Genomic DNA, 16,763 nt, shown 5'->3' with positions numbered 1-16,763 from the left:
ATCTTTGTTTTAAAGATCCAAAGAAAGGAAATTTTTAAATGCATTTAAGCTCGATTTCAATCGGGCTTTTATTTTTTCTGCAGCATAAAAAATACATCAAACCCCAACTTTGGGGGGAGATTCTTTAAACACGCAATATTCTGCGAAATAAAATGCTCGAAAATAATTTTTCAAAAGGTTACTTTAAATCACATTATAAACTGTCTGATCCCTCGTTAGTCAGTGGATAGGATGACGATTTAAAAGGTCAGGGGAAAATTTCCTTGAGCTATTTGTGATCAGAAATTACAAGGGTTAAAACCGATCATGGATTTAATACCCAAAATTCTGGGTGTTTATAATATTGGAAATTCCGACATTAATTACCCTTGCCGAAATTTAGGCCAGCCCAAATTATTATGTATTAATCTATACCGTAAAATTTATGGTTTCTATAAAAATTAAATATCTAGTTTCTCCATCCAGTCAGCTAACATTCTTGTTTTCTCTTCATTGGTGGCCTTTATGTACCTCAAAAACATTTCTTCTTTTTTATGGCCAGTTGCAGACATAATTAAGATGGTTGGAACCCCTAACTTAAACATATTTGTTGCATAGGAGCGGCGGCCAGTATGGCTTGTAACCTTTGAACTCCACATAATTTTATTGCCGTACTTATCGATCTCATAAACTCTATCTAATCCGATCTCAGATAATGAACATATTTTCTTAATTGTTCTATTAAAATGCTGATTGCTGCAAGGTGGTGGTAATTTATTGTTATATCTGGACAATATTTCTTTTAAGCCCTTCATAATTGGTATTGAAACCCTATTGTTTGTTTTACTCTGTTTAAGCCTGATAAAGCTGTCATCAATTTCCACCAATTCAAGGCTTGAATAATCACTGAAGCGTAAAGCCGTATAACATCCGATTAAAAACAGGTCCCTAACATGATGATAATATTTATCAATGTCAGCGTCCTGGATAGTTCTAATTTCTTCCAGTGTTAAAGCAATTCCAGTACTCTCATATTTTGGGGCTATAAACCTTTTATTTTTGTGCCCGGTGTTTTGGTGTAATTTATCATCAATACCTTCGTTCATAAAGGCTTTAATGTCCCTGACCCGAGTTGAAAAAGTACTTATCTTTTTCTTTTTTACGTTCAATAGGTAATTTCTATAATCGTTATAGAATGCAACATTAATATCATTAAAACTTAGCTGCTTTATCCGTTTATACTTAACATATTCCTTCAGGGATGATATCGTAGTGGACGGATTTTTCAAGCTGTTATACTTGTAATTAAGCCCCTGTCTATTTCCGCTGATAATGGGCCGTTTACCGCTTATCCGTTCAGCTTGGACAAACTCACAATAGGAAATAAAATCAACGGAACCAAAATTGGGTTGGTTGATGTCCTTTTGGTCTGTCAAGGATTCTGTGGACGGAAATTTGCTTTGGCTGATTTTCTCTACTCTGAATTCTTTTGTGATCCTTTTTTTAAGTTCATCGTTGTCATGTATCTTTTCATTGATAACCAAAGTGACTGCAAATGATTTCATTTCCTCAAGCTTCTTATTATATTGGTGTGAATACATAAAACCTTTCATAATCGGTTTTTTGGTATTGCTTAGCCAGTATTTTTCATTGTAGAATTGGTTTTCAATACGCAATCCGGTGTAGTATTCTAATCTTTTATCTGATCCATGGGAGTAGTAAAGCCACAATTGGCCATCTTTTTCATTAGACCTTCGTTTTAAGTAAATCTTTGGAATAGTCATAATGTCGTCTTTGGTGATATTAAATAATCCCTACCTTTTTATTGATAGGGATTATAATAACGTAATAGTGTGTGTTTATGTTACTTTATCAAAGCCCTAACATTTCAATGTTTTCCTTTGCTATCCTTTCGATATCGTGATGATCAAACCAATCTTCATATATAGTTTCAACTCCATCAATCAATCGGATAAAAATCACCTCTGTACCATGAGGCAATTTTTGATATACCATTGCATCGTACATGATCGTGAGAATTAATATTAAAATTCCTTGATAGAACTCAAAACATCTTCATCGATCCATTCCATAGTAGACCCTCCATCCACAAATTCATTGACCACAATTATCTGATTGTCTTCTCTAACAATATAGCGGCTCTTTACTTTCTTCAATTGCCCTAAATGATATGCTTGAATGTTCATGATATCCAGATTTAACAGTTAACTAATGATTGTCTTTTAGCCGTCAACTTGCCAATAAACTCAAAGTCATTTTGAATTATTGGTGATTCCTCGAAGATTTTGGAAAGATCGGCTTTGGTTGTTGATAATTCGATCTTCTTCAATCCAATCAACTTTATGAACTCTGGATCTTTTTGCAATGGAATATTATTATTCCAAATCTTATTGATTGCCTCTAAACTTTTTGCGCTCGAGATCAATTTTGGTAATCCACTTTCCGAGAAAAGACGGATCTTAGATAACGCTGAAAGGCTAGGTTCATAGATTTCGTTCATAATGGATTCAGCCTTTTCTAGCATTAATTCCATTTCAGAAGCTGCATTGAATATTTCTTGAACATTGTCATCACCTTCTGGGAAAAGGCTTTTGTCTTCAATCATTAGTCTGAGCCTGTTAATGCTTCTTAAGCATGCAGTTAGACGTACTGAACCCAATTCAATTGAATCGGTTGCGATCTCCAATAGGCTTGGGAGATCAATGATTTGGTTTGCTGGGGTTGTTTTTTCCTGTGTTCGCATAATTTGAAAATTTATAAATAGTCTAGGTCACCGCGAACACAGACGTGAAACGTTGGGTTTCTGGACTTTCACCAGTATGCCTAGACATTATTGTTAATAAGATTATTCAGTGGACTTGCTCCACATCTATGTTCGCACTTCAAAAATGCAAAATATTATTGATAATAACAAGGGAAAAGTATCTTAATGTATTCCATTGTATTCATTGTATATTTGCTAAACCAAACTATTTATTATGAACAAACTAATTATTGTTGGAAATGGATTTGATATTCATTGTGGCTTACCCTCTAGATATTCAGATTTCATTAAATGGCTTATTGTTTCAAGTATTAACGTTGAAGGAAATGACCAATATTTTTCAAACGAATTATTAGAGATTTCTTGTGAGCGAATTTACTACGGCCAAAACCTGAAAACCTTTTCTACACTTCATGAACTTGTAAATTTTATGTTTTTAAATAAATACAATTTTCAAAATGAAGGTATTTATGATTTTATTATTGGTGATATGATGTTTCGATTAAATTTTGATATAAAATCTCAATTGCTTAATGAACTTTTAAGGCATCAAACTGAAAAGAATTGGGTGGACATTGAGATGATTTACTATAAGAATTTAAAAATTCTTTTAAAGAGACTTGTAAATGAAAATTCTCAAATACGATTTATGGATGAAGAACTTATTGAAATCAATAAGGATCTAGATTTTATTAAAATATACTTGGGAAAGTATTTAAAGGAAGTAATTAGTAGAGCAAATGTACCTTATGATTTTAATTATTGTGCAGAAGGGGGAATAAACCCCAAAATAGTAATTGATAAGTTTCACATAGAAAAGCTAGGAGATGATGATTACGAAGATGAACATAAACGAGAAATAAAATTTAAAAATATTACATTCTTGAACTTTAACTATACTGGTTTGCCATATCAGTTATCTAGAGGAAATTATTATAATATAAATATTCATGGAAGTCTTTCCCAAAGAAATAATCCACCAGTATTTGGATTTGGAGATGAAATTGACTCTGATTATTTAGAGATGGAAAAAACAAATAATAATGACTTCCTTACACACATCAAATCTTTTGCTTATTTCCATAATACTAATTATAAAGAGTTAATTGATTTTATTGATTCTGATTCTTATGTAGTTTATATCTGGGGTCATTCCTGTGGGCTTTCTGACAGAACATTGCTTAATATGATATTTGAGCATGACAATTGTGCTGCAATTAAGCCTTATTATTGGCAACGAGGAAATAACGATGACAACTATACGGAAATTACACAAAATATCTCTAGGCACTTTAGAAACAAACTTAAGATGAGGAATAGAGTAATTAACAAGGTGGATTGTTCTATGCTTGGAAGCCAATATTAAATAATTTACAATACTTCTTAATTAAAGATATAAATCTTAAAAAATTATTCAAGGACCATAATCCAAACTTTTTTACAATTAAAAAAACAAACCCCTGAGTGGTCGAACCGGCTCAGGGGGTAAAGCTTTTTAATCGTGAGGTTACCGTAGTGAGTGAGTCCCCGAAAACAGTAAAATTGCATTAAATCCACCAGAACCAAACCGTTGGAACAGTTGGTACAACTTGCCCATTTACTTGTCCTACACTTTATTTGCCAAATGCTATGTGCAGTGATTTCATCGCATTTAGACCATCTCGATCTATTGAATCATCGGCTGTCATAACATTCGTTTAGCCCCATCCTCCATAGGGACCATAAAAATAGAGAATATTTTAATATATTCGAATTTTGTCATAAAAATTAATGGGAAAGCTAAACAACAGAAGTAAAATTGATTTATCTGACCAGGGATTAACTGAAATTCCTAATGAAGTTTTTGAATGCAAGAACCTTAAAGTTTTAAAACTAAGTGGTAACAAGCTGAAAACATTACCCAAGGAACTTTATTCATTGAGACATCTTAAAGTTCTAGATATTTCTAAAAATGAAATAACTTCTATTTATTCAAATATTGAATCACTTATAAATCTAAAAGTGTTAAACTTGAATGGCAATCGATTAAAATCAATTCCCAAACAAGTCTGTCAATTATACGGATTAGAAAAGTTGCTAATTGCTGATAATAAATTTGTGGAGCTTCCTGAAGGCTTAAACAATTTAAAAAATTTGAGATATTTAAATGTTTCGAATAATAATTTTGCTTATTTCCCAAATGTTATATTAGACCTAGAAAAGCTAGAAAGATTATGGTTAAATAATATGGGTTTTGATGTCATTCCTATCGAAGCAATAAAATCAAGATTAACCAAATTAAGAGGATTGTATTTATTTGGGCCAAATATTTATTTAGAAGGCAACCCCTTACAACCTCTTTTCGACAAGAAAGGTAATTTAATTCATACCATAAATTTGACAAAATTTAATGATGATCAAATGGGCAACAGAATTGAGGTAATGAAAGAGGATATAAAAATAGATGCGAATAAGAAACATAAAATTTTTGTGAGTTACTCTCACAAGGATAGTGTATTTAAAGATGATGTTGAAGAAATGTTAATGAGTATAAAGAATATTATGCCTGAAATAGATTTCAACTTTTGGATTGACACACAAATACCTGTAGGAAGTGACTGGTTTGAGGAAATTGAATCTCAACTAAACGAGTGTAGTATAGCAATAATGATTGTCTCGCAAAGCTTTTTAGCTTCAGAATTTATAATGAAAACTGAAGTTCCAAAACTTTTAAAAAAATTAGAGGAAGAAGGCATTAGGATCATTCCGATAATTGCAAGAAGATGTCTTTATAACAAATCTAATCTTAGAAAATTTCAGGCAATAAACAAGTTAGAAAACCCTTTGGCTTCACTTGATATCCACCAAAAAGATTTAGTTTATTATAATCTTGGTGAAACTATTACTAAATTTCTAGGTGTATAAGTTTTTATCAATTAAGTGTTTTTAACAGTAACTTTTAAACGATTAGTTACAACCGTCTGGTTTACTTCAGGCATAATGTATTGTTCCATTAATTCAACCAAAATATATTTTTCAGCATCGTAATGGTGCTTTAGGATTGCCTTTAAATCACCTAACAATTTATTTATTCGTAATTGGTCCGGGATATCAGTTAAAACAACATCTTTGCCTTCAATCATAGCATTAAATTTTGGGTTTGGTACGAACAAGTTAATATTTGCTATTCCTTCCTGGAGCTGATCAAAGTCAACGGATAATATATTTATGGTTATATCCTCTCTATTGCTATTTGTGGGCCGGTTGAACTTTCTTATCTTTCCGGATATCGTTTGTTTGATATCGCTTTCCCATAAGAGCGTAAAAAGGTGGTCAATGATTACTGCGGCTGTCATTTAATATTGATTGTTGAAGTGAATTAATTTATTTTCCAAAGTGGTTTAAAACCACTTCATAATTTTCAAAAGTGGTAAAATCGAACTTTTACATACACGGAATTACGGACATTTAGATAGGGGAAATTTCCCCCATCTATAAATCCTCTTCATTTGCCTCTAACCATGATTCAATCGGAATACCATTTTCGGTATCATTCTCATAAAGCCATCGGTCCATGGAAATATCTTCACCGTTTCTTATGCCTTCGATTATCATTTTCCTCATCTGCAATTTCCTTTCAGAAAGATCTTGACTTATGTCTTCATTATTCCTCATCATCATCTTCGTTTATTCCCATGGCCATATCAACCAAGGTGAAAAATTGATCATCAGTCATATTTTTAACTTTATCTTCCAATTGTTGATTTGTGTAAACTTTAGCGTCAACCGATGATAGTGTAGGAATGGCAAATTTCATAACCTTTTCCATTGCCATTATCTTGTCTTTGGGACTTAGTTTTTTAAAATCCTTGGTAAACTCTCCGTTATTAAAATAATCGCTGGCAATGTCTTTAATTATCTCCCGCACCTCTTTATTAATTTTGTTTGGAGTTCCTTTTGCGCGGCCCCCTAAACGTTTACCGCCTGGGGGCCTTCCTACCTGTTTCTTTTCCATAATCACTAATTACTACTTTTAACTACTTTAGTAATTCACTTCTTAACCAATGTCTTGTTAATCAATAAGATATTAGATTTTCCACTTTTTGTTGTTTCAGCTATCGAATCATGATGTAATTCAATTGAAACATAAGCATTATCTGAGGCCTTCACAATGACTTTTGAATCGTTTGTTGCATAGATCTCGCAAACGTTGAAATCATCGACTTGGACCGTTATAGAGCCCCCGAAAACAATTACAAATCGAGGGTTTATAATCGTTTTATCTGTACCTTTAGGATAGATGTTATTTGATTCTAATTGTTCTCTATACTCGTTCAATAGATCCAAAGACGGAAATTGGTTTTTCATACAAAATTCAATTCCCTGTGGAGACTTCATCAAATCAATTAGATCATTCACATTATTTGCCCGGCTAATCATTTTTAGACCTTTTTCTGTGCATGCTCCGGCTTTGTAGGCAGCATTATATATTTCTTGAATGTTCATTTTGTCTTTCCTTTCTAATTTTATTTAAAGTATCGCTGACCATTTCGGACATAACATCGTGTTTTACCAAACCATTTTTCAAGCGATCCTGCAATTGCTGCTGTTCCTTTTGGATATCTTCGTAGTCATCGAACCTATGTACAAGCATTTGGGAAACTGTTAAGGTATCTCCATAGCGATCATTTTTATTGCATTGGAAAACTGTTAGATGGATTTCCCCTGCGGAAAATATTCTTTCTCGATCAGATTCATTAAAAAGCTCGTTCGATCTGATCAATTGCTGCTTAACAATGTTCATTGAACCTAGATAGAAATTTTCATTCATCAGCTTCTGATTGTCATCGGCGATCTTTTCAAATTCTTCCATTGGAAGTATTGGATCATCGTTCAAATGACATACATTCCCTTCATAATCATCAGTTTCAGGGTTTATGGTTCCGCAATCTTTAACACGATCCCTTAAAAAGTGTAACCTTCTCCCTAACAGCAAGTTCCTTGGCCTTTTATTACCGTTTTTGTCAAGAGTTGATAGTCCGTGAACAATTATTTGCCCTAAAAGTCCTGGATAGGAATATTTATTTGAAAGATCCCATGGATAGTTATCAATAAAATCCTTCAAATAGGTATTGAGATCATTCCGCAAGGAATCTAATAATCCATCATAGCTATCAATATTTTGGTCCTCAATAAATTCATGAACTTTTATCCCTAATTCAACTGAGCCGGTAACAATAATGCTTGATTTTAAGTGTTGGTAATAAAAATTTTTGGAAGTAAACTTTGAATGTGTCTTATCGTAGGTTTTATCTCCAACTATAAGTGGGATTTTAATCATCGCAGCTGTGTCGTTTGCTAAGAAAATATAATCTGTTTCTGCTGTTCTTATGTATAATGCTGAATATCCTGACATATTAAATATTTTTAATTTTTACTCCAATAATTCCCAATTGCTCAGAACTAGAGCTTTCAGTAATTGCCCTAGATATCGAACCTTCTAGCCCCCTTGTGTTACTCTCACTTTCTTTTTTCAGGCCCAAACCTCCATAAAGGTTTTCCAACATTGATCCGATCATTTTCCCTGCTTCATTTACTTGGGTTTTGTACCCTTCAAAATTGAATCCAGCAAGGTTATTGTCATTTGCCTCCATGAAAGAATCCAGATCATTGATCAATCCTTTTATTATCGGTTCGATGTATTTTAATTTTAGGCTGTTTGCGAGAGCATTCTTTATGAATTTATCAAATACTTTGTCAGTTGCTTCTATTGCATCAGCACCTTCCTCAAAGGCAGAAATAAGGGCATCAGAAATACTTTGGGACAGTTGCTTGATATCTGTCCCTACACGCATTTCTTTCATTGATTTTTCGATTGCTGCAATTTCATCATCGATCTGACTTATACCATCCTTATATCCCTGCACCTTTGATTTGTCGGATTTCTTCTTTTGTTCCTCGGCTCTGGCCATTTGGGACATCAATCTTTGCTGCTCCCTTAGATTCTTAATTGCAAGCTCACTGTTTGCATAGATACTTTCACCTACTGAATCGTTCAATTGTTTGTCAATCTTAGAAAAGGAACTTTCCAATGAAGATAATTGTTCTTGGTACCTATCTAGCTGTTTCTGTATTTTTTTGTCCTTAGTATTGAAAATATCAATAACTGCAGTCAGAACTTTTATAGATCCTGATATCACGGCAATTGGGTTCCCTGAAGCTATTCCTGCTGCAACTCCGCTTAATCCATCAGTTAAAGAGCCTATCTTTTGGATAGTGTCCTGAAGGCCAGAACTGGCCCCCAGAGAATCAAGCATGCCCGAAAGATCGCCAATGAGTCCAGAAGCATCAGCCAGGTCCCTTGAAAGTGCTGAAAACATTCCGCTTTGCGCTTTCTTGGTTTCATCGCTTTCTTTCCCGTATTCCTTAAGCGATTTCCTATAATTGTCCAAAGCTGATTTTGAAGCAATCCAAGACTTATCGATATTGTTCTGGGTCTTTGCTGAATTCAGTTCGTTTGTCAACTGATCATAATCCTGTTTGGTCAATTTTCCTGCTTTTAATTCAGCATCTAATCTGGTCTGAATATCGTCCAAAACTTTATCCGTTGCTTTCTTAGAATAAAACTGAAGTGAATTAAAGACCTTTTCCCATTCAACCTGCTTTTGAAGGTTTACATTAGTCAATGAGCTGATCTCTTCGTCATATCGTTTTTTCAATTGGGCCTTTTGTTCCTCAGTGGCTTTTGAGCCCAAAACTTTTAGTTTTTGCTGATATTCCTGCTGAAGTTTAAGTACATCGTCATCATAGGTAGAAGCTAAAGATAGAGCATCTGCGAATTCCTGTTTAGCCATTTGCTCGTCCTGATCTTTCGCAGCTTTTTTCATTTTCCCTAATTCGTCCACTCTTTCCTTTTGAGCTAGGGTCAATTTGGCCGTAGTGCCTTTGAAGCCGCTAAGCATTGTAGTTTCCTCTAAGGTTGAGGCTTTTAAATATTCAGCCTCTAAATTTGAACGAAAATTTTCAACGATGGATAATTGATCACTGAAATGTTCCTTTGCAGCTTTCTCTCCAACTTCTTTCCCGTAGGCGTTATACGAATCATAAATGCGCTTCTGTTCCTCAAGATCCTTAACTAACTCATCGGTGCCTTGTTTGAATTCGGTTTCCTTAACTGCACGTTGCTCTATCTGATCGATAACAGTTGTATTGATTTTAATCTTTGGATTTTTGCTATTGTATTCTTGGATTTCTTTCTTAATTTCAGCAAACTTATCCCTGACTGATTGTATTTCTGCTTCATTGGAATCCATGAATTTACGGGCATATTCTTTGTCAATGTCTGCAATCTTATCAACAAGGGATTTATATTCATTCAATTCGCTGGTACTGATCTTTGGAGCTTTTCCATCGCCGTAATCACCAGTTATGATAGATACACCATTTGTTTTGATCAATTTATCAATTTCACTCTCATATCTATTGATTTGCTTGGAAAGCTTTTTGTTGGCCTTTTCCATAATATCGGCATCTGCAAGGGCTTTTCTGGGCGCAGAAGTACCGCTACCCCATGTTGATGCAGAAGTGACCATACCACCATTTTTGATAAGATCATCCTCGAATTGCATTTTAGATCGATCACGCTTTGAAACGGAATTACGCTTTTCCAAAATAGCATCATTGTTTTCCAGCATCTTTGTGCTGATTTCAGTAATCTTATTTTCATAAGCCCTGGCCTGAGCTGTTGCAAGTATAGATTTAGAAAGTTGTCCGTATGCATTTGTTGCTTTTCCGGCAAGTATTGCCTCGGTATCCATTTTTTTGAAATATTCCGGATATTGTTGCTGAAGCTGCTTTACAGCTTTTAACCTTTCATTGTAGGAAAGTTTATTATCAGTAGCTGCCCTATACAAAGTTTTTAAAGAGGTCAATTCACCTTGGGCGCTCTTAGTTCCTTCCAAACGGGTTGCATTGAAATCTTGATTGGCTTTTTTGAGTTCAGCTAAAGCATCTTTGCCTTTGAACAATGCTTTCACCCACTCACCAATTTCTTTTCCAGAAACAGTAAGTAAAGTAATTCCAATTGATAATGCTGTCTGCCATGAGAACAAACCACTAACTAATTGCTTCCATACTGGAACTCCTTTTTTTCCTTCAGCAGTCAATGCTTTATTAGCTGAAGCGGCCTTATTCAGTTCGTCAACAAAAATTGGAATGTTATTGCTCAGAGCCATAAAACCAGTTTGCACGGAATATGTAAATGCGGGTAATTCTCTGGTCATTTGATTGATCGAATTCTGCATTCCATTCCACCCCGAAGCGTAGTTACCTACATTACGGCCATAAGTTCCCATCTTTTGCTCCATTGCAGAAACCTGTTTGTAGAGCTCCTGCTGTTTGGCGATCATTTCATTTACTTCCTTGTTGGACCCATCCATTGCACCGCCCATCTTCACGATTTCAGCATTATATTGGGCTAGTTTTATTCTACCTTCTTCCAATGATCCAGCTGCAACGTTTTCCAGTTGAATAGATTGTTGGATATCTTTATTTAGTGCCTTTAATGAAATTGCAGCTTGTCGTTGCTGAATCTCGATTGCTCCAAGGGCTTTGTTATATTGTTCGGTGGAAAGAGTTCCAGCGGCCAATTGTCTCTTTAATTCTGCTTTGGCCTGGCTCAATTCCGTTACACGTGATCTAAGTTCTGCTAATCGGTAAGCCGATTCTTGGGCCTTTTCCTCCAATTGCCCCAATGCAACCATTGCACCTTGAATTGTCTTGGCCGCATTGGCGTCAAACTCAGGTAATTTGGGACCGGATCCAGAAGGGTTCTTTTTCACTCCCTCCCAAAATTTATCTGATTCAGTTTTTAACCCATTTAATAGATCTTTCCATTTCTTTTGGATATCTGCCGTGTCTAAAGTTGCTTTTAACTCTAGTGCAGCACCTCCATCATTCAATTCTATTGCCATCTCTATCTATTTTAATTTCTTTATTAATTGTCTCGCAAATGTTGTAAGAACTGACTTGTTTGCTCTATTCTCTACATACATTGCATAATCTTCACCAGCTACAAGAATCAGCAATAGCTTATCCTTATATTCTTCAACTCTTTCATTTATCAGTTTTTCAGCTTTAGCATAACCATCTGAACCATCTCCTTTTTTCCCATCACCGACAAGTTCAAAGTCTGATTTGAGGATCTTGCCGTTAAGCGAAACAGCTACACCTAAAGAGCTTCTAAGGTTATTGGTGTGATTCATGAACTTAGCATTGTCCCTAGCATCCTTAATTGTTGACTGGCCCATTTGGAAAAGTTTTTCAGCTGCTTCTTCAATTACTTTTTCAGTTTTCTGCTTGAGTACTTTTAAAATCTGATTTTCATTTTTAATCTTTAAATTGATCATTTGCTTGCATCTTTTTTTGCTTTCAAGTTTTGCAAAAACTGCATTCCGGTAAGCTCTCCACCTGCTTCAATCTTGTTGCCTTCCTTGTCAAATTTTGGAATGCTCATGTTCATCAATAGAATGTTCTGATAGGATAAACCCCAAATTACCTCGTTGAATGAAATCCCCCAGAACTTAACAACATTGCCCATCATCTCCCAATAATTGATCTTCCTACTACCTGCCCAAAATTTCTTCTTAGGTGATTTATCCAAATCGTCAGAGGACGCCTTGATTTTATCCAGTCCGTACATTGAGTATATTTCATCAATTACAACAGAATTCTTAACAAGGTGGATGATCCTTAGAAGGTCAGCATTAGTTAGGTTCATGAGAAAGGTATTGAACCAATCTGGAATAACATTTTTACCAAAAAAAATTATTGATAAGGGTTTATATAAAAGATCCAAATCATTGAGATCAAAAACAAGATTTTCCATATTACCTAATTCCCTAGTGAACAATAAATAGGATCCAAAACTAGGTGGAGAAAAGACTATCTCCATATCATCCATAATAATTGAGGTCTTAGCCTCTGACAGAACGCCAAAGGCTAACCTCATATTCAAATATTTGCTATTCTGAATCTCCATTTTCTTCATAGGTTAATCCTAACCCTTTTAAAATGACAATAGATTGAATGAATGAAGGCATATCCAAGGCCTTTAACAGAACATCCTTTAATAGATTGAATTCTACTTCATTCATTTTTTTTAGTTGCTCGCAAAGCCATTTTGGAGGTGATTTGAACGGATCGTTTACAACCAGTACCGCCATCGCATAAACAAGGTTTTCAACGTGCTCAGAAGAAAGAAATAAACCTAGGGACATCATGTCTACTGATTCGGACATGGTAAAGCTATCCATCTTTCTCATGATCTGGGCGTATCTGATCCTAACACCCAATTTTGTTGAGGTAATTTCAAAGCTTTCCTTTTTTATTTTCGGTTCCCGTCGAAGGATATAGTCGATCAATGACCTTTTCAATGGCCTGTCGATAGTAAGAATAGAAATTACTTCAGGTTTCTTTATTTCGATTATGTCTACTTTTTCCATGTTCTTTTAATTTTCTTGTTCCCAAACCGGTACTAATTCACCATATTTCACTAACAGCGAATAGATTTCTAATGAATCAACTTTAAAGTCTTTTTGATTCATATCACTTATCAATAAATCCAGTGGAGAGAAATAGAAGGTATCGACCCCCATCTTTTTTACTCGCTCAATTATCGAGTTTAAGATGTCCGCCACGCTACATAATTCTTCAAAGAGTCTTAGGCCATCTCCTTCTAAATGGATTTCAAATCTTGACTTAACATTAATAACAGATTGTTCATCCACTAGAAAGACGTCGTTTATTTCGTCGATAGAAAGAAAATTTTGAGAGAGGCATTGATTATAATCTATTGTACGGCCACTAGGCCTTTGTAAACCCATATCTCTTTGTGATTCAATTTTTGAATTGATTACATCTACTAAAGATACTAGTTGACGCTTTTTTTCCTCGAGGTCTTTCCTGATTTGATTTTCGACATATTCGATATTTCCACCGTTCTTTTTAACTTGATCAGTAATCATATCGTCAATTAAAGAATACTTGTTTTCAAGAATATTCTTGGCAATTTTAGTGAACTTATCTCCATTTAAAAATCCGAGCCTTTGCAAATGTGGTTTCATTGAGTTCACCAATATTGCTATTTGTGGCATTCTTTCTCTGAAAATATTTTCACTTTGTGAGTGATAATAAACCATCTTACTTTTTAGTTTCTGTGCCATACGTATTAATATTTTTTACTTTGTGCTTTATATTGTGTGTTTTGTCTGTCTCTAGCCTCTTGTTGCTTTTTAAGCCCGTTGAGTACATCTAATGCTGGACGTGACATCCCTTTCATTTCTAAATCAATTTCTTTTAAGCGAGATTCTAATTCTCGTTTTTCGTTTTCTAATTCTTCTTTTTCCATTGCATTTTTATTTAAATATTGTTGTAAAATTCTTCAGTAATACTGGTGAAACCGGTTGTATTCTTATCAAATATTGCAGAGACGGTATCACATCTTCCGTTTCGGTGCTTTGCGATTATGATCTCCGCTCTGCCATCTGTAGAATTGCCCAGAATATCCGTTTCTATCTTGTAGTATTCAGGTCGATAAAGGAAAAGTACCATGTCGGCATCTTGCTCAATTGATCCTGATTCCCTTAAATCTGAAAGCATAGGCCTTTTGTCGGCTCTATTTTCAACATTCCTGCTCAGTTGGCTCAAAACAATGATTGGCACGTTCAATTCTTTAGCTAGGTTTTTAAGCGCTTGAGTCCATTGACCTATCTCGCGATCCCTTGTAATTGTATTTGAATGTGCTACACTACTAATATGTTGTAAGTAATCAATTACAAAAAGTTTGGTGTCATATTTTCGTTTAATGCGCTTAGCTTTTGCTATAAGTTCAGTTATACCCATTTTAGCATCGTCCCAAACGATAGGCAATTGAGAAATATCATCCATACAGAAATTAAGTTGAGACCAATCTTCAGAGGTCATTTTACCTTTTCGAATGTTTTCAAATGGAACTTGGCTGTTAATTGAAAAAAGTTTTGATAGAATTTGATTTTTTGCCATCTCCAACGAAAAGAATGCAACGCTATAGCCAGAAACTGCAGCGTTATTGGTCAAAGTCAATGCTAATGATGTCTTACCCATTGCTGACCTTGCAGCCAAAACGATAAGGTCAGTATTTTGCCACCCGCCGGTTATTGAATCAAGATCATCTATTAGCGATGGTATTCCTGTTAATCCATTCTTTGCTTTAAGTGCGTTTTCTTCAATTTGCTTAAAAGCCTCGTTTACTGCTTCCAGTTGGCTTGTTTCCGGTTTGGTTAGAGCTTCATGCAAAAGATGGTCATTGTTCGTTCTGAATGCGCCAATTACCTCAAATACATCCTTCGTAGGATCATAGCAATCCCTGATCAGTTGATTTGCTGATTTAATCGACTCTCTTTTGATTTGAAACTCCTTAAGGATGTGAATATGTTGCTCAATATTGATCGTATTGACAATTCTATCTAACAAACCGGTTAATCTAAATGGGATTGAATCATTTCCAAAAAGTTTCTTATCTCCGTTCTTTTCAATTTGGTTGCTTACAGAAGCAAGATCCACTCCCAAAGAGGACGTGTATAAAGTTCTAATTGCCCGGAAAATTGATTGATTAACCGGCGTGGTAAATGCATCAATTGAAATTTTGTCAATTACGTTTTCAAGGGCTTGTCTTTCGAAAAGTGAGCCTAATACGATTTCTTCAATAACTAGGGCCTGTAATGTTTCTTTTATCATAATCCTGGAATATTAGCAAGCTTTTTGTCTATTAAACCTTTTTTGTATAATGTTTCCCTATCAGAAATTGGCATTTGTTTGATATCAGATAGAGATAAAAAAATTCCATCACCCAAATCAATCATACCTTCTTTGATTTTAGATTCTTCTTTTAGCCAATCTTTATCAAAAGATTTCCATTGGAATTGAGCACATTTTTTTACAGCTAATGGGATAGGATAATTTTGGTTTATGCATTTTTCCTTAAATCCCTCAAGGAAGGAAAAAGTAAAAGAAACTGTTTTTTCTTCTAAAGCCGCAATCCAATCATTTACATGTTGAGGGTCTGCACCCTCCTTTATCAAGCTTTTAGAAAATTCCTCTTTACTTAGTTTGATTGATTTTGGTTGTTTCTTTGTTTTATGAATAGTATGAGTGATTGCTACAGTGGTTGCTACTGTGCTTGTATCAGTGCTTGTATCAGTGCTTGCACAATTTTTGAGCAAGCTAATTACATTACATTGGTGCTGGTTATGACTTTTTACCAGCATTATCACAAAACCCCAATCAATTAATTCTTGGAGACATTTTGAATAAGTATTTCTACTTTTTGCAGACATGCCATCCATGCATTCACGAGTAGTGATGTTGAATTTTTCTCGCCATTGTAATCTATTATTTAATTCCACTAGCCACATGTATAGAGCTGTATGGTTTCCCGTAACTTTGTCCGGATTTAGGTGAACAAAATCAAACCAATCACGAGATAATTTATAGCTATTTAACTCACTCATTTTTCATCCCTTTCCTGTCTATAAATAAGTATCCCTGATTTAGTCCATCAAGAACATAATTAACCATGCTTGGAAATTTATATAGATATTCCTTCAAGCTGGAATAGCCTTGAGCTCTGATAGTTTTAATAATATCCAACTCAACAACTTTAGTGGACTTATCCATTCTTCCATAAGTTGTAAAACCAGTCGTTAGGATGCTTTCGTAGTAAACGAATCTTTCATCGTGTCCCATGAAGCTCAATTTTGACATAATCATTTCAAAATCAAATTCCCGTCTTGTGGCGCTGTCTAATTGGTCCCTGAATCTATTGTAATCCATGGTTGTCAATTTTTAAAGAAGAAATAAATACCTTTCCTTCATTCTTACCGTCTAACCAGGGATTGACTGCACTTGGATTTTTATGAAAGAATTCCAGGATGCTCTTATAACCCATTGATTTGATTTGTGGCTCCATATTGATCATGGTTTT

At 34.7% G+C, this 16,763-nt stretch carries 19 protein-coding genes; 2 read left to right on the top strand and 17 right to left on the bottom strand.

The features are described from left to right. Positions 1–440: 440 nt before the first annotated feature. The 3 genes from VJ786_RS05985 to VJ786_RS05975 form a co-directional block, all read right to left on the bottom strand. A complete protein-coding gene (locus VJ786_RS05985; RefSeq protein WP_134776589.1) occupies positions 441–1,763 on the bottom strand; it encodes a site-specific integrase in 1,323 nt (440 codons plus the stop codon). A gap of 261 nt (positions 1,764–2,024) precedes the next feature. After that, the gene (locus VJ786_RS05980) at positions 2,025–2,186 is read right to left on the bottom strand and encodes a hypothetical protein (protein ID WP_167554230.1); all 162 of its coding nucleotides are present in this window, start codon (positions 2,184–2,186) and stop codon (positions 2,025–2,027) included. 11 nt (positions 2,187–2,197) lie between these two features. Next, positions 2,198–2,743 (bottom strand): hypothetical protein, encoded by a 546-nt coding sequence (locus VJ786_RS05975; protein WP_134776588.1) that lies wholly within the window; start codon positions 2,741–2,743, stop codon positions 2,198–2,200. A 235-nt stretch (positions 2,744–2,978) separates the two neighbouring features. On the opposite strand from VJ786_RS05975, the gene VJ786_RS05970 reads away from it, so the two are divergent. Beyond that, positions 2,979–4,130, top strand: a complete 1,152-nt coding sequence (locus VJ786_RS05970) for an AbiH family protein (protein ID WP_134776587.1) — start codon at positions 2,979–2,981, stop codon at positions 4,128–4,130. Between the two features lie 404 nt (positions 4,131–4,534). Beyond that, positions 4,535–5,668: a leucine-rich repeat domain-containing protein gene (locus tag VJ786_RS05965; protein WP_134776586.1), complete on the top strand. Its 1,134-nt coding sequence runs from the start codon at positions 4,535–4,537 to the stop codon at positions 5,666–5,668. Between the two features lie 11 nt (positions 5,669–5,679). On the opposite strand, the gene VJ786_RS05960 is transcribed toward VJ786_RS05965, so the two are convergent. From VJ786_RS05960 to VJ786_RS05895, 14 genes are all read right to left on the bottom strand, one after another. Continuing rightward, the gene (locus VJ786_RS05960; RefSeq protein WP_134776585.1) at positions 5,680–6,099 is read right to left on the bottom strand and encodes a hypothetical protein; all 420 of its coding nucleotides are present in this window, start codon (positions 6,097–6,099) and stop codon (positions 5,680–5,682) included. Positions 6,100–6,235: 136 nt separating this feature from the next. Next, positions 6,236–6,367 carry a hypothetical protein gene (locus VJ786_RS05955; protein WP_262708801.1) on the bottom strand — a complete coding sequence of 44 codons (132 nt, stop codon included), beginning with the start codon at positions 6,365–6,367 and terminating at the stop codon, positions 6,236–6,238. Between the two features lie 40 nt (positions 6,368–6,407). Beyond that, a complete protein-coding gene (locus VJ786_RS05950; RefSeq protein ID WP_134776584.1) occupies positions 6,408–6,758 on the bottom strand; it encodes a hypothetical protein in 351 nt (116 codons plus the stop codon). Between the two features lie 35 nt (positions 6,759–6,793). Beyond that, positions 6,794–7,249 carry a hypothetical protein gene (locus VJ786_RS05945; protein ID WP_134776583.1) on the bottom strand — a complete coding sequence of 152 codons (456 nt, stop codon included), beginning with the start codon at positions 7,247–7,249 and terminating at the stop codon, positions 6,794–6,796. After that, a complete protein-coding gene (locus tag VJ786_RS05940; RefSeq protein ID WP_134776582.1) occupies positions 7,227–8,159 on the bottom strand; it encodes a hypothetical protein in 933 nt (310 codons plus the stop codon). Before VJ786_RS05940 ends, VJ786_RS05945 begins: the two co-directional genes overlap by 23 nt. A gap of 1 nt (position 8,160) precedes the next feature. Next, on the bottom strand, positions 8,161–11,715 hold the full coding sequence (locus VJ786_RS05935) for a hypothetical protein (protein ID WP_134776581.1): 3,555 nt from the start codon (positions 11,713–11,715) through the stop codon (positions 8,161–8,163). Between the two features lie 6 nt (positions 11,716–11,721). Then, the gene (locus VJ786_RS05930) at positions 11,722–12,150 is read right to left on the bottom strand and encodes a hypothetical protein (RefSeq protein ID WP_134776580.1); all 429 of its coding nucleotides are present in this window, start codon (positions 12,148–12,150) and stop codon (positions 11,722–11,724) included. Then, a complete protein-coding gene (locus tag VJ786_RS05925) occupies positions 12,147–12,791 on the bottom strand; it encodes a hypothetical protein (protein ID WP_134776579.1) in 645 nt (214 codons plus the stop codon). The genes VJ786_RS05930 and VJ786_RS05925 overlap by 4 nt, the downstream gene beginning before the upstream one ends. Continuing rightward, positions 12,766–13,245: a hypothetical protein gene (locus VJ786_RS05920; RefSeq protein WP_134776578.1), complete on the bottom strand. Its 480-nt coding sequence runs from the start codon at positions 13,243–13,245 to the stop codon at positions 12,766–12,768. Before VJ786_RS05920 ends, VJ786_RS05925 begins: the two co-directional genes overlap by 26 nt. Before the next feature lie 6 nt (positions 13,246–13,251). Continuing rightward, positions 13,252–13,965, bottom strand: coding sequence for a hypothetical protein (locus tag VJ786_RS05915; protein ID WP_134776577.1), 714 nt, complete (start codon positions 13,963–13,965; stop codon positions 13,252–13,254). 5 nt (positions 13,966–13,970) lie between these two features. After that, positions 13,971–14,150 (bottom strand): hypothetical protein, encoded by a 180-nt coding sequence (locus VJ786_RS05910; protein ID WP_134776576.1) that lies wholly within the window; start codon positions 14,148–14,150, stop codon positions 13,971–13,973. An 11-nt stretch (positions 14,151–14,161) separates the two neighbouring features. Continuing rightward, entirely contained in the window at positions 14,162–15,517 is a 1,356-nt protein-coding gene (gene dnaB, locus VJ786_RS05905; RefSeq protein ID WP_134776575.1) for a replicative DNA helicase, read from the bottom strand. Beyond that, positions 15,514–16,290, bottom strand: a complete 777-nt coding sequence (locus tag VJ786_RS05900; protein WP_134776574.1) for a hypothetical protein — start codon at positions 16,288–16,290, stop codon at positions 15,514–15,516. Before VJ786_RS05900 ends, dnaB begins: the two co-directional genes overlap by 4 nt. Then, positions 16,283–16,612, bottom strand: a complete 330-nt coding sequence (locus VJ786_RS05895) for a hypothetical protein (RefSeq protein ID WP_134776573.1) — start codon at positions 16,610–16,612, stop codon at positions 16,283–16,285. The genes VJ786_RS05900 and VJ786_RS05895 overlap by 8 nt, the downstream gene beginning before the upstream one ends. Positions 16,613–16,763 lie beyond the last annotated feature (151 nt).

The organism is Sphingobacterium tenebrionis, assembly GCF_037126265.1.
In the GTDB taxonomy this organism is placed as follows: domain Bacteria; phylum Bacteroidota; class Bacteroidia; order Sphingobacteriales; family Sphingobacteriaceae; genus Sphingobacterium; species Sphingobacterium tenebrionis.
This window is presented reverse-complemented; position numbering and strand designations above follow the sequence as displayed.